At 41.8% G+C, this 13,095-nt stretch carries 13 protein-coding genes; 10 read left to right on the top strand and 3 right to left on the bottom strand.

Annotated elements, in window-relative coordinates; translation table 11 throughout:
- Positions 1-35: 35 nt before the first annotated feature.
- The 6 genes from KQP79_RS02515 to tsf all read left to right on the top strand — a co-directional run bounded on the left by KQP79_RS02515 (position 36) and on the right by tsf (position 8,097).
- A complete protein-coding gene (locus KQP79_RS02515; RefSeq protein ID WP_234120499.1) occupies positions 36-3,251 on the top strand; it encodes a SusC/RagA family TonB-linked outer membrane protein in 3,216 nt (1,071 codons plus the stop codon).
- A gap of 21 nt (positions 3,252-3,272) precedes the next feature.
- The gene (locus KQP79_RS02520; protein ID WP_061447557.1) at positions 3,273-4,967 is read left to right on the top strand and encodes a RagB/SusD family nutrient uptake outer membrane protein; all 1,695 of its coding nucleotides are present in this window, start codon (positions 3,273-3,275) and stop codon (positions 4,965-4,967) included.
- 202 nt (positions 4,968-5,169) lie between these two features.
- Positions 5,170-5,631: a 50S ribosomal protein L13 gene (gene rplM, locus KQP79_RS02525; RefSeq protein ID WP_004297202.1), complete on the top strand. Its 462-nt coding sequence runs from the start codon at positions 5,170-5,172 to the stop codon at positions 5,629-5,631.
- 6 nt (positions 5,632-5,637) lie between these two features.
- Positions 5,638-6,024: a 30S ribosomal protein S9 gene (rpsI, locus tag KQP79_RS02530; RefSeq protein ID WP_004297203.1), complete on the top strand. Its 387-nt coding sequence runs from the start codon at positions 5,638-5,640 to the stop codon at positions 6,022-6,024.
- A gap of 121 nt (positions 6,025-6,145) precedes the next feature.
- Entirely contained in the window at positions 6,146-6,982 is an 837-nt protein-coding gene (gene rpsB, locus KQP79_RS02535) for a 30S ribosomal protein S2 (RefSeq protein WP_004297204.1), read from the top strand.
- A gap of 122 nt (positions 6,983-7,104) precedes the next feature.
- Complete coding sequence (tsf, locus tag KQP79_RS02540) at positions 7,105-8,097, top strand: translation elongation factor Ts (protein ID WP_004297205.1); 993 nt, start codon at positions 7,105-7,107, stop codon at positions 8,095-8,097.
- A 204-nt stretch (positions 8,098-8,301) separates the two neighbouring features.
- On the opposite strand, the gene KQP79_RS02545 is transcribed toward tsf, so the two are convergent.
- Both KQP79_RS02545 and KQP79_RS02550 read right to left on the bottom strand, forming a co-directional pair.
- Positions 8,302-8,811 (bottom strand): TlpA family protein disulfide reductase, encoded by a 510-nt coding sequence (locus tag KQP79_RS02545; protein WP_004308652.1) that lies wholly within the window; start codon positions 8,809-8,811, stop codon positions 8,302-8,304.
- A 36-nt stretch (positions 8,812-8,847) separates the two neighbouring features.
- Positions 8,848-9,198: a translation initiation factor gene (locus KQP79_RS02550; protein WP_008020449.1), complete on the bottom strand. Its 351-nt coding sequence runs from the start codon at positions 9,196-9,198 to the stop codon at positions 8,848-8,850.
- A gap of 165 nt (positions 9,199-9,363) precedes the next feature.
- Between KQP79_RS02550 and KQP79_RS02555 the strand changes: the two genes are divergently transcribed.
- Genes KQP79_RS02555 through KQP79_RS02570 form a run of 4 tightly spaced genes read left to right on the top strand, consistent with a single transcriptional unit; the run spans position 9,364 to position 12,175 of the window.
- Positions 9,364-10,014, top strand: a complete 651-nt coding sequence (locus KQP79_RS02555) for a redox-sensing transcriptional repressor Rex (protein WP_004297208.1) — start codon at positions 9,364-9,366, stop codon at positions 10,012-10,014.
- Positions 10,014-10,628, top strand: a complete 615-nt coding sequence (locus tag KQP79_RS02560; RefSeq protein ID WP_004308655.1) for a fumarylacetoacetate hydrolase family protein — start codon at positions 10,014-10,016, stop codon at positions 10,626-10,628. The genes KQP79_RS02555 and KQP79_RS02560 overlap by 1 nt, the downstream gene beginning before the upstream one ends.
- A 38-nt stretch (positions 10,629-10,666) precedes the next feature.
- Complete coding sequence (ispF, locus tag KQP79_RS02565) at positions 10,667-11,149, top strand: 2-C-methyl-D-erythritol 2,4-cyclodiphosphate synthase (RefSeq protein ID WP_004308656.1); 483 nt, start codon at positions 10,667-10,669, stop codon at positions 11,147-11,149.
- A gap of 18 nt (positions 11,150-11,167) precedes the next feature.
- Positions 11,168-12,175 (top strand): metallophosphoesterase family protein, encoded by a 1,008-nt coding sequence (locus tag KQP79_RS02570; protein WP_008641889.1) that lies wholly within the window; start codon positions 11,168-11,170, stop codon positions 12,173-12,175.
- On the opposite strand, the gene KQP79_RS02575 is transcribed toward KQP79_RS02570, so the two are convergent.
- Positions 12,165-13,028 carry a hypothetical protein gene (locus KQP79_RS02575; RefSeq protein ID WP_004309389.1) on the bottom strand — a complete coding sequence of 288 codons (864 nt, stop codon included), beginning with the start codon at positions 13,026-13,028 and terminating at the stop codon, positions 12,165-12,167. The two genes, KQP79_RS02570 and KQP79_RS02575, sit on opposite strands and share 11 nt — an antisense overlap.
- Positions 13,029-13,095: the final 67 nt, after the last annotated feature.

The raw sequence follows: 13,095 nt of genomic DNA on the forward strand, positions 1-13,095 counted from the left end.
AATGAAACATAGTGAATATAAATAACAAACAGAATATGATGAAAAGTAGAATTATTTGCATTTTGTTGCTTCTTGTCGGTGCATCCGGCATTTATGCCCAGAGTTTGACCGTTACCGGTAAGGTGGTGGACAACGAAGGCTTGGAAGTGATTGGAGGAAATGTAACCGTGAAAGGAAAACAAAACACGGGTACCATTACCGATATCAATGGTAAATACACCATTACCGTTAGTGATCCGCAGAAAGATGTCTTGGTTTTCTCTTTTATCGGATTGGAAAATATGGAAGTACCCGTGAAAGGAAGAAAACAGATTGATGTGACCATGAAGGCTGCGTCGGTATTGTTGGATGAGGTGGTAGCTATCGGTTATGCAACAGTAAAGCGTAAAGACCTGACCGGTTCCGTGGCTTCTGTGAGAAGCGACGATTTGCTCAAAGTTCCTTCGTCTGATGTAACCCAGGCTTTAGCGGGACGTATGGCGGGTGTGCAGATTATACAAACAGACGGTCAGCCCGGTGCTACGATGTCAGTGCGTGTTCGTGGCGGTATATCAATTACGCAAAGCAACGAACCGCTTTATATTATCGACGGATTTCTGACGGAAGATGGCATGGCCAGCCTTGATCCTGCCGATATTGAAAGTATCGACGTGTTGAAAGATGCTTCGGCAACAGCCATCTACGGCGCCCGGGGAGCGAATGGCGTAGTGGTAATCACCACCAAAAGCGGTGCGAAAAGTGAAGGGAAAGCGACTCTTACTTTCGATTCTTATGTAGGTGTGCGTACGCTTGCCAAGCGGTTGGATGTATTAAGTGTAGAGGAATTTGTGTTGGCGGATTATGAAAGAACATTAGGAGATGCTACTGATCCCGAGGAAAGTATGCGGTCATGGCAAAACCGTTATGGTGGTTTTGTCGATCTTCATGAAAACTATGGTAATCGTAAAGGTATCGACTGGCTGGACCGTACGATGGGACGCACTACCGTTACGCAAAATTACCGGGTAGGTGTCAACGGTGGCAATGATAAGTTGAACTACAATATGTCTTATGGTTACTTCAAGGATGAAGGTGCGATGGTATATAGCGGCAGCGACAAACATAACATTGCGCTTAGCGTGAAAAGCGAAGTGAATAAGCGGCTTTCCGTTACAGGACGTATCAACTTCGATTATCTGAAAGTGTATGGAGCAGGTGTTGCCGGAAACGGTACGAATGAAGGCGGAAGTAATGTAGATGCAAAGTTTAATAAAATGGTTCAGATTTTGCAATACCGTCCTACCATTGGTATACGTGGTAATGACTCGGATTTGTTGGCAGGAGAAGACCCTGTATTAAGCGATGCAGACGGAAACGTGATGCAGAATCCGTTGATTGCCGCCGCTGAAGAAAAAGATAATAAGGAAACACGTACTTTGCAAGCCAATGGCGGACTGACTTTCAAAATCATCAAAGGATTGACTTTCCGCAACAATACGGGTATGCGTTATCAGCTTTACCGCCGGGAGCTTTTCTATGGCGACCAATCTATTATGGGAAGACGCAGCGGTATTTACGGCTCTATCAGGAATACGGAGACCGGAAGTTTTCAGACCTCTAACGTCTTGACTTATGATAAACGTTTTCAGAAGAAGCATAAAGTGGTAGTACAATTGGGACAGGAATTTGTAAAACGCTGGACTCGTGTGCTCGAATCCGGTGTCAGTGGGTTGCCTACCGATGAGTTCATTTTGGGAGATATGAGTCTGGGTACTCCATCCGTTGCTTCGTCCGATGAAAACTATGATGATAATCTGCTCTCTTTTTTCGCTCGTCTCAACTATGACTTTACCGATAAGTATTTGTTTTCCGCAACGTTCCGTGCGGATGGCTCTTCTAAATTCGGAAAGAATAATAAATGGGGATATTTTCCTGCCGTATCGGCAGCCTGGCGTGTGAGTGAAGAGGATTTTATAAAGAAACTGAATGTTTTCTCCGACTTGAAATTCCGTATCGGATACGGTTTGGCGGGTAACAACAGAATCGGTAGCTATAACAGCCTTGCTTTGATGTCTTCCATCATCACAGCTATGGGAGATCAGCTTACTCCCGGTTATGCTTCCAAGCAGATACCGAATCCCGATCTGAAGTGGGAAGCGAACAAGACTTTTAATATGGGAGTTGATTTAGGTTTTCTGAATCAACGCATCACTGTTTCGCCCGAATTCTATATAAATAGGAGTAGTAATTTGCTGCTTAACGCCCAGCTGCCTTATTCTTCCGGTTATCAGAGTATGTTGATTAATGCCGGAGAAACGAAGAATGTAGGTGTGGAACTGACTGTGAATACTGTGAATTTCTCTACAAAGAAGTTTAGTTGGAACACTACACTGACGCTGTCGCACAATAAAAATTCCGTGAAAGCATTGACCGGTGAGGCGGTACAACTCTATGAAGCCAGGTTCGGCTTTAACCAAAACACTCATCGTATTGCTGTCGGAGAACCATTAGGACAGTTCTATGGTTACATCACCGAGGGGCTGTATCAGGTAGATGATTTCAATTATGATGCTTCTACGCAGACTTATACATTAAAAGATGGAGTACCTTATCATGGTGATAAAGGGCAGATTCGTCCGGGTATGTGGAAGTTTAAGAACTTGACCGGAGATGATAATGTGATTGATGAAAATGATAAAACGGTCATTGGTAACGCTCAACCGAAATTCTACGGAGGATTGAACAACTCTTTTACTTACAAAGGATTTGATTTAAGTATATTCCTGACTTTCAGCTATGACAATGAAGTACTGAATGCGACCAAACTGGTTACCAGTAAGGTGGGTAGCCTGAACTACAACGCATTGGACGTGATGAATAGCTCTAATCGCTGGATGACTATCAATTCGGATGGACAGAAAGTGACAGATCCCGGAGAACTGGCTGCTTTGAATGCAGGTAAAACCGTAGCCGCTTATCATGATGCTCAACAAGGAGACAATTATATTCATTCATGGGCAGTGGAGGATGCTTCCTATTTGAAACTAAGTAATGTGACTTTGGGATATACATTCCCTAAAAATCTGATTGCAAGGATAGGATTGAAGAACTTGCGTTTGTATGCCACCGGTAATAATCTCTTGACTTGGACCAAGTATTCAGGTTTCGATCCGGAAGTCTCTACGATGAAAAGCGGTTTGACACCGGGTGTTGACTTTGGGGCATATCCGCTTAGCCGTTCTTTTATTTTTGGTCTCAACGTAGCATTTTAATTCTTTAAATACATAGTAATCATGAAAAAGATACATCTATTATATGCCGTATTCGCCCTATTGGCAACAGGATTTTCCTCTTGTGAGGATTTGCTGACGGAAGAACCTAACTCAAAATATGACCGGGACCGCTATTTCGATTCGGAAGATAAAGCGGAAATGGCAGTGATGGGAATATATAGTTCATTGTCGGACTTTAATCATTATGGTTGGTACGAAATGGCCTCTCCCGCATCGGACGATACCTATTATACGGCTCGTACGCAGTCTGACAATCAGGTTCACGATATTGCACATTATCAGCTAAACTCCACGAATACGTGGATTGAAAGTATCTGGAAACTGAAATATGAGGGAATCGACCGGGCTAACCTCACCATTGACGGAATCTGTGGCATGACAGGATACGCAGAAAATACCCGTCTGAAAGCATTGGAAGCGGAAGCTCGCTTTCTGCGTGCTTTCCTCGCATTTGATTTGGTGAGATATTGGGGAGATGTGCCTTTCAAAACATCTTATTCATCATCCTACGAATCTGCTTTTGGTGAACGTGTGGACAGGGAAGTGATTTATGACGAGATTATATCCGACCTTACTTTCGCTAAAAACAATCTGGATTGGGCAACTGCTTCTTCCAGTCCCGAACGGGTGACGCAAGGGGCTGCCCGTGCATTGCTGATGCGTGTATATTTGCAACGTGCAGGATATAGCCTTCAATCGAATGGACAGTTGAAACGTCCGGAGGACAGTAAGCGGATGGAATATTTCGATGCAGTGATAAAAGAGTGGGAGGCTTTTGAAAAGAAAGGATACCATGATTTTTATGATGGTGGTTATGAGGCACTCTTTAAAAGCTACTCGCAGGGGGTACTGAATAATAAGGAGAGTCTTTGGGAGATTGCTTTCTATCATTCACAAGGACGTCGTAACGGTGGAGCATGGGGAATTTATAATGGTCCGCAGGTGGCGGAACCTACCGGAATTTCTGCATCTGAAGCAAATCAGTATATGGGACGTGCCAACGGTTTCTTTATAGTCGTTCCCGAATGGCGTAACTTCTTCGAAGCGAGCGATAAACGCCGTGATGTGGCGATTTGCACCTATCGTTATACCTGGAATGGTACTAAAAAAGAGCATGTAAAAGAAGAAAGAAGTGCAGGTAGCTGGTATGTAGGAAAATGGCGCCGGGAATGGATGCCGAAAGAGTCATGGAACAAGAATATCAATTATGCGGATGTGAACTATTGCCCTTTGCGTTATGCTGATGTGGTATTGATGGCTGCCGAAGCGTATAATGAAACAGGAACAGACAGACAAAAAGCATGGGATTTGCTGAATAGCGTACGTACACGTGCTGAAGCAACTTCTATTACAGAAGCGAATTATGATGAAATGATGAGCGTACGGAAAAAGACACATAACCTCACTTTCATCGATGATTCTACACCGGAAGGAAAGTTCCGTACAGCTCTTTACTGGGAACGTGGCTTTGAACTGGCTTTTGAAGGACAACGCAAATATGATCTGATACGTTGGGGAGTACTGGGAAAGGCTCTGAAACTGTTTGGTGAGATCAGTTCCGTCAATCAGAAAGAGAACAAACCATATCCGGCTTACCGGAATTTTATGGAGGGTAAACATGAACTTTTCCCTATCCCTCTGAAAGAGATACAAAGTAATCCGAAACTCAATGGAATGAATAATAACGGGTATTGAGAAGACTCTCAATAGAATAGGCGACTGGAAAAATATACAAAAATAGTTTGCCAATTCAAAGAAAAGCCGTACTTTTGCAAGCCGATTATTATCACAAAATGATAAGAGATTAATTCATAGCAAGTTAGTATTCCTTTGTCCGGGGAAGACTAATGAGTGGTGAAGAAATTTTTAGTAGTAACATTTAAAAAACAAAATTAGAGTGGATACTTTAAGTTACAAGACCATTTCTGCAAACAAAGCGACTGTAACCAAAGAATGGGTTATCGTTGACGCTACAGACCAAACATTAGGCCGTCTGGGAGCAAAAGTTGCAAAATTGCTGAGAGGAAAGTACAAACCAAACTTTACTCCTCACGTAGACTGCGGTGATAACGTTATCATCATTAATGCAGACAAAGTAAAACTGACTGGTAACAAATGGAATGACAGAGTTTATTTGTCATATACAGGTTATCCTGGTGGTCAGAGAGAAATGACTCCTGCCCGTTTGATCACAAAACCGAACGGTGAAGAGAGATTACTGAAAAAAGTAGTGAAGGGCATGCTTCCTAAGAATATCCTGGGAGCTAAATTGCTGAATAACTTGTATGTTTACGCTGGTAGCGAACACAAACAGGCTGCTCAGAACCCGAAAATGATTGATATTAATTCATATAAATAAGATATAATGGAAGTAGTAAATGCATTAGGCAGACGTAAACGTGCTATTGCACGCATATTCGTAAGCGAAGGTACAGGAAAGATTACTATTAACAAGAGAGACCTTGCAGAGTACTTTCCATCAACTATTCTTCAGTATGTTGTAAAACAACCATTGAACAAGCTGGGTGCTGCTGAGAAGTATGACATCAAGGTGAACTTGTGTGGTGGTGGTTTCACTGGTCAGTCTCAGGCATTGCGTTTGGCAATCGCTCGTGCACTGGTTAAGATGAACGCTGAAGATAAAGCCGCTCTTCGTGCAGAAGGCTTCATGACTCGTGACCCTCGTTCTGTTGAACGTAAGAAACCGGGACAGCCGAAAGCTCGTAGAAGATTCCAGTTCAGCAAGCGTTAATGTGCTGCCTGATAGAGGAATATGTTTAGTATCTAAACTACTGGGACTCTGCTCATAGACTACCCAGCGGTTGGTTTAGAAAAAACAAAAAAGAAAGTAAACGATTTAAAGAAAAAACAAGATGTCAAGAACAAATTTTGATACATTATTGGAGGCTGGTTGCCACTTCGGACACCTTAAGAGAAAGTGGAACCCTGCAATGGCTCCTTATATTTTCATGGAACGCAATGGTATTCATATCATTGACCTCCACAAAACAGTTGCAAAAGTAGACGAAGCTGCTGAAGCTTTGAAACAGATTGCCAAATCTGGCAAGAAAGTTCTTTTTGTTGCTACTAAAAAACAAGCTAAACAAGTTGTAGCTGAGAAAGCTCAATCTGTTAATATGCCTTATGTAATCGAACGCTGGCCGGGTGGTATGTTGACTAACTTCCCGACTATCCGTAAGGCTGTGAAGAAAATGGCTACTATCGATAAATTGACTAACGATGGTACTTACTCTAACCTTTCTAAGAGAGAAGTTCTTCAGATTTCTCGTCAACGTGCAAAATTGGACAAGACTTTGGGATCTATCGCAGACCTGACTCGTCTGCCGTCTGCATTGTTCGTTATCGACGTAATGAAAGAAAACATCGCAGTTCGCGAAGCTAACCGTCTGGGTATCCCTGTATTTGGTATCGTTGATACTAACTCTGATCCTTCAAACGTTGATTTCGTAATTCCTGCTAACGATGACGCTACTAAATCAGTAGAAGTTATCTTGGATGCTTGCTGCGCTGCAATGATCGAAGGTTTGGAAGAAAGAAAAGCTGAAAAGATCGATATGGAAGCTGCTGGTGAAGCTCCTGCTAACAAAGGCAAGAAGAAATCAGTGAAAGCTAGACTCGACAAGTCTGACGAAGAAGCTATCAACGCAGCTAAAGCTGCTGCTTTCATCAAGGAAGACGAAGAGGCTTAATATATAAAATGTGCCAATTTGCTAATGTGCAAGAGTATATTTATACGCTTGTATCTTGATTGGCAGATTGGCACATTTTTTTGTTTCGAAAATTATTATTCATTTAAATAAAGGAAATTATTATGGCTGTAAGTATGGCTGATATTACCAAGCTGCGCAAAATGACCGGAGCTGGTATGATGGATTGCAAAAACGCGTTGACTGAAGCTGAAGGCGATTTCGACAAGGCAATGGAAATTATCCGTAAGAAAGGACAAGCTGTTGCTGCTAAGCGTTCAGAACGTGAAGCTTCTGAAGGTTGCGTTTTGGCTAAAACTACCGGTGACCGTGCTGTTATCGTTGCTTTGAAGTGTGAAACTGACTTTGTGGCTCAGAATGCTGATTTCGTGAAACTGACTCAGGATATTCTTGATCTTGCTGTGGCTAATAAATGCGCTACTTTGGACGAAGTAAAAGCATTGCCGATGGGTAACGGTACTGTACAGGATGCAGTGACTGACCGTAGCGGTATCACAGGTGAGAAAATGGAACTGGATGGTTACATGACTGTAGAAGGTGTATGCACTGCTGTTTATAATCACATGAACAGAAATGGTCTTTGCACGATTGTTGCTTTCAACAAGGAAGTGAACGAGCAGTTGGCTAAGCAAATAGCTATGCAGATTGCTGCCATGAACCCGATTGCTATTGATGAAGATGGCGTTTCTGAAGAAGTAAAACAGAAAGAAATTGAAGTTGCTATTGAGAAGACAAAAGCAGAACAGGTACAGAAAGCTGTAGAGGCTGCTCTGAAGAAAGCTAACATCAACCCGGCTCATGTGGACAGCGAAGAACACATGGATAGCAACATGGCTAAAGGATGGATTACAGCTGAAGATGTAGCTAAAGCAAAAGAAATTATTGCTACTGTTTCTGCAGAGAAGGCTGCACACTTGCCTGAACAAATGATTCAGAACATTGCGAAAGGTCGTCTGGGCAAGTTCTTGAAAGAAGTTTGCTTATTGAACCAGGAAGATATCATGGACGGTAAGAAAACTGTAAGAGAAGTGTTGGCTGCTGCTGACCCTGAACTGAAGATTGTTGATTTCAAGCGTTTCACTTTGAAAGCTGAATAATCAATCAGATTCAAATTCTATGATGTGTCCTTAAAAACGGAACACGTTAACTTAATAGAGGTATTCATTAAGACTCTCTATTTGAAGATACAAGAAAGGCAACTAATTCATAACGAGCTAGTTGCCTTTTCTTTTGATTTGATCTTATCATTCTTTTCCTCAAGAAACTGCTATGTATAACATGAGGCACATTCTTGGGGAGGGTTATTTCAATGCTTTGTCTATTTCCTTCATCAGCTTGTCCATTTCTTCTTTTTTATAACCGACAGTGGCGGATATCACTTTCCCTTCTTTGTCGATTAAGTAACTTCTGGGAATGTATTGACTGGCAAACTTACCTGTGACTTCCCGTTTCGGGTCCGGGTAGAGAGGAAATGTAAACCCTTTGCGCTTGTTGTATTCCGTTAATTGATCGTCGGTATGTTCGCGTCCGATTACTAACATGCAGAAATCTTTGTTGTCCTTATATTTAGGCCAGAGTGTTTTTTGAACTTCAGCCAGTTCGCTTTGGCAAGGACCACACCAAGTAGCGAAAATATTGATTAATACAACTTTCCCTTTCAGGTCCTCGGAGCTTACAGTACCGTTCACTGTTGAATGAAGGGTGAAAGCAGGCATACTATCGCCTACCTTGACGATATCAGCATTGTTGTCTTGTGCAAATGACAACAGTGAGAATAACGCTGCTGCAAAGAATAATGTTACTTTTCTCATATCTTTAAAATTTCTAGTTACAAAATGCTATTTAGTTTAACCTCCTATACCTTTTGTTTTAGAGTATCCTTCTTTAATGAGCAGCTCTATGATTTTGGTTTTGAAATCTCCTTGTACCATAATCTCTCCGTCTTTAGCCGATCCGCCTACTCCGCATTTGCTTTTCAGTAGCTTACCCAGCTCTTTCAAGTCGTTTTCCGTACCTATAAATCCGGTAATTAATGTGACCACTTTACCGCCCCGGTTCTTTTTGTCAATGGAAACTCGCAGGTTTTGTTTGTTTTTGTCGAGAGTAACTTGCTCTTCATCGTTATCCATTTCATAGCCGAAGTCCGGATTCGTGGAATACACTACGTTTAATCTATCTTTCCAATCATTATTTTTCATACTCGTCATTTTTAATCCTTTTCAAAAGTATTAAACTTATGGAAAAGAGCAAAATTTGAACCTCTTTTCATTGTTTTGTTTAATCTCTATTAAGGTTTTCTGTTATAGGGTTGTCAGTCTCAAAAAAGATTGTACTTTTGCAAAATACCAAATTTAGTAAGAAGAATGAGCACATCTATACGAAAAGAGGCGGATAAAGTGCCGGAGCCTACCTTGCGCAGACTTCCCTGGTATCTGTCCAATATAAAACTAATGAAAGAAAAAGGAGAGCAGTACGTCTCTTCTACACAAATCTCTAAGGAAATAAATATTGACGCTTCTCAAATCGCCAAGGATTTATCCTACGTCAATATCTCCGGGCGCACGAGAGTAGGGTATAACATTGATGCGCTGATTGAAGTGTTGGAGAGTTTTCTTGGATTTACCAATATGCACAAAGCCTTCTTGTTTGGTGTAGGTAGCCTGGGGGCTGCTTTGCTTCGGGATTCAGGTTTGCATCATTTCGGGCTGGAGATTGTGGCAGCTTTTGATGTGAATCCGGAATTGGTGGGAAAAGACCTGAATGGTATTCCTATTTTTCACTCTGATGATTTTGAGGCAAAGATGAAAGAATACGATGTAAATATCGGTGTGTTGACCGTGCCTATTAATATTGCTCAGGAAATTACAGATAAGATGGTAGACGGAGGTATAAAAGCCGTATGGAACTTTACTCCTTTCCGAATCCGTGTACCCGAGAATATTGTGGTGCAGAATACGTCTTTATATGCTCATTTGGCTGTTATGTTTAACCGATTGAATTTTAACGAGAAATAATGAAGATTATTGCAGTAGGCATGAACTACGCCCAGCATAACAAAGAACTGGGACATACACAAGTAAATACGGAGCCGGTGATTTTTATGAAGCCTGATTCTGCTATTCTGAAAGATGGCAAACCGTTTTTCATCCCCGACTTTTCCAACGAGATACATTATGAAACGGAATTAGTAGTCCGTATCAACCGATTGGGGAAAAATATCGCTCCCCGTTTTGCTAACCGCTATTATGATGCTGTGACAGTCGGTATCGACTTTACAGCCCGTGACCTTCAACGAAAGTTCCGTGAACAGCGGAATCCCTGGGAGCTTTGTAAAGGTTTTGACTCATCGGCTGCTATTGGGACTTTTGTTCCGGTAGAGCATTATAAAGATATTCAAAATTTGAACTTCAATCTGTTGATCGACGGTAAAGAAGTACAGCGTGGCTGTACAGCAGATATGCTTTTCAAGATAGATGATATTATCGCTTATGTCAGTCAGTTTGTAACGTTGAAAATCGGTGATCTACTCTTTACGGGGACTCCTGTCGGTGTAGGTCCTGTTAGTATCGGACAGCGTTTGCAAGGTTATCTGGAAGAGGAAAAACTGCTGGATTTCTATATCCGTTGATCTTTTTTATTCATTAGTACTCATTTGTTATACAAAATATGAAGATAAGAGTAGGCTTTGGCTTCGACGTACATCAGCTGGTCGAAGGGCGTGAATTGTGGCTGGGCGGTATTCTTTTGGAACATACCAAAGGATTGTTGGGACATTCGGATGCTGATGTATTGTTGCATGCGGTTTGCGATGCTTTGTTAGGGGCAGCGAATATGCGTGATATCGGCTATCACTTTCCCGATACGGCTGGAGAATTTAAAAACATAGATAGCAAAATACTGCTGAAGAAAACAGTGGAATTGATTGCTACCAAAGGATATAAAGTGGGTAATATCGATGCAACCATTTGTGCCGAACGCCCGAAGTTAAAGGCACATATTCCTTTGATGCAAGAGACGATGGCAACTGTCATGGGAATTGATGCGGATGATATTTCCATTAAGGCGACTACTACCGAGAAACTCGGTTTTACGGGTCGTGAAGAAGGTATATCAGCCTATGCTACCGTATTGATAGAGAAGATTTCTTAACCCCTAAAACAAATAAATATGATTCGGCTCTTAAAAATTTACTTAACACTTGTCTTTTTGTTGGTAACAACTTTTGGTATGGCTCAAAAGAGTGAACTGAAATTTAGTAAAGATGGTAAATTCAAAATTGTGCAATTTACCGATGTGCATTTTAAATACGGCAACCGGGCTTCTGATATCGCTTTGGAACGCATAAATCAGGTGCTTGATGATGAACGCCCGGATTTGGTGATTTTTACCGGCGATGTTGTTTATTCTGCTCCGGCAGATTCCGGAATGTTGCAGGTATTGGAACCGGTAGTTAAACGCAAACTGCCTTTCGTGGTCACTTTTGGTAATCATGACAATGAACAGGGAATGACACGGGAACAGTTATATGATATTATCCGTAAAGTTCCCGGAAATTTATTGCCTGACCGGGGAACAGTCTTATCGCCGGACTATGTATTAACCGTGAAATCGTCTTCTAATGTTAAGAAGAATGCAGCTTTGCTTTATTGCATGGATTCTCATTCCTATTCTCCTTTGAAAGATGTGAAGGGATATGCATGGCTTACATTCGATCAGATAAATTGGTATCGCCAGCAGAGTGCAGCTTATAAAGCGCAAAATGGTGGACTGCCTTTGCCGGCTCTTGCCTTTTTCCATATTCCTCTTCCTGAATACAATGAAGCTGCCCGTTCAGAAAATGCGATTCTTCGCGGAACTCGTATGGAGGAAGCTTGTGCACCTAAATTGAATACGGGAATGTTTGCGGCAATGAAAGAAGCGGGTGATGTGATGGGTATGTTTGTAGGACACGATCATGATAATGATTATGCAGTGATGTGGAAAGGTATTCTTCTGGCTTATGGACGCTTCACCGGTGGAAATACGGAATATAATCATTTGCCTAACGGGGCCCGTATCATCGTATTAGATGAGGGGGCTCGTACATTTACGTCCTGGATTCGTCAGAAAGACGGAGTGGTGGATAAAATTTCTTATCCGGCAAGTTTTGTCAAGGACGATTGGACTAAACGTTGAGGCTTGCGAACTTCACATGGCTAAGGCGCGTGTACTTTGAACCATAGCTTTCGTATTGGCGTGATACTTTCGCCGATGCAATGTAGATAATATCTCCCAGTCGGTATTCATGTTCTATCCCTGATAGAGTGCATGAAACCGCACTGGGATTTTTTGATGGAATACTTATAATAACCAGGTTTCCACTGGCATCGGTTAAAGTTAGTATCTGCTTGACAAAAAACTGTGGGGTAGTGCCGTTCACTCTTGTTTTGTATGGATCGTCTTCCAGTCGTACGCGTGTGACTTTTAATTTTAAGTCAGTCAGTTTTTCCCCTAATTCTCCCAAATAGCGGCTTGATGAACGTTTCTCTCTCGACTTTCTGATCATGATATCCAAATGTATGGAATGATAAGCCTGTGCTATTTGGACGAAGCGTTCCTGTTTAGGTATTTTTGGGGTGAACTTGTAAGCTACCCAACTTAAATAGGCAGGATCTATCTTCAAAATTTCATGAAGAAAATGTCCCCGGTATTTTCCGAAAAAGATAAGGTCGTCACCGTTACTCTGCATTCTTTTCTCATTGTAATCCATGAGAATAAGGCAACGCCTTGAATAGTAAAACATCGTACTGGCTATTCGGAGGGATTCGTTAATGTCCGGTGACAGGTCATGTATATAAAGAATAGATTGCTTTTCGGGCAGGGGAGAGTACAGCCAAAGGGAATAGTTTGGTTTCCCCGGTCGGGGCAACACCACCAAGTAGACTCCTGCCTCTTTAAAAGAGGCTCTGCCTCGGTTGTACTCATTCAATTTGGCATACAATAAGGCTTCTTCGTTTTCGGAAATGCCCGGTAATCTAGGGTTAGCCATAATTGTTCTCGCTTTTGGTATATTTCAAATATAAGGATTTTCTTTCAGAAAAGCAACTTTTCTCTTT

Origin of the sequence: Bacteroides sp. DH3716P (assembly GCF_025914115.1) — a bacterium.
In the GTDB taxonomy this organism is placed as follows: domain Bacteria; phylum Bacteroidota; class Bacteroidia; order Bacteroidales; family Bacteroidaceae; genus Bacteroides; species Bacteroides ovatus.

Bases quoted from the DNA above. Each gene is read 5' to 3' on its own strand.
- KQP79_RS02560 (WP_004308655.1), top strand. From the start codon at position 10,014: ATGAAGATTATTGCAGTAGGCATGAACTACGCCCAGCATAACAAAGAA.
- KQP79_RS02575 (WP_004309389.1), bottom strand. From the start codon at position 13,028: ATGGCTAACCCTAGATTACCGGGCATTTCCGAAAACGAAGAAGCCTTA.
- KQP79_RS02520 (WP_061447557.1), top strand. From the start codon at position 3,273: ATGAAAAAGATACATCTATTATATGCCGTATTCGCCCTATTGGCAACA.
- rpsI (WP_004297203.1), top strand. From the start codon at position 5,638: ATGGAAGTAGTAAATGCATTAGGCAGACGTAAACGTGCTATTGCACGC.
- KQP79_RS02555 (WP_004297208.1), top strand. From the start codon at position 9,364: ATGAGCACATCTATACGAAAAGAGGCGGATAAAGTGCCGGAGCCTACC.
- KQP79_RS02545 (WP_004308652.1), bottom strand. From the start codon at position 8,811: ATGAGAAAAGTAACATTATTCTTTGCAGCAGCGTTATTCTCACTGTTG.
- tsf (WP_004297205.1), top strand. From the start codon at position 7,105: ATGGCTGTAAGTATGGCTGATATTACCAAGCTGCGCAAAATGACCGGA.
- rpsB (WP_004297204.1), top strand. From the start codon at position 6,146: ATGTCAAGAACAAATTTTGATACATTATTGGAGGCTGGTTGCCACTTC.
- ispF (WP_004308656.1), top strand. From the start codon at position 10,667: ATGAAGATAAGAGTAGGCTTTGGCTTCGACGTACATCAGCTGGTCGAA.
- KQP79_RS02570 (WP_008641889.1), top strand. From the start codon at position 11,168: ATGATTCGGCTCTTAAAAATTTACTTAACACTTGTCTTTTTGTTGGTA.
- KQP79_RS02550 (WP_008020449.1), bottom strand. From the start codon at position 9,198: ATGAAAAATAATGATTGGAAAGATAGATTAAACGTAGTGTATTCCACG.
- KQP79_RS02515 (WP_234120499.1), top strand. From the start codon at position 36: ATGATGAAAAGTAGAATTATTTGCATTTTGTTGCTTCTTGTCGGTGCA.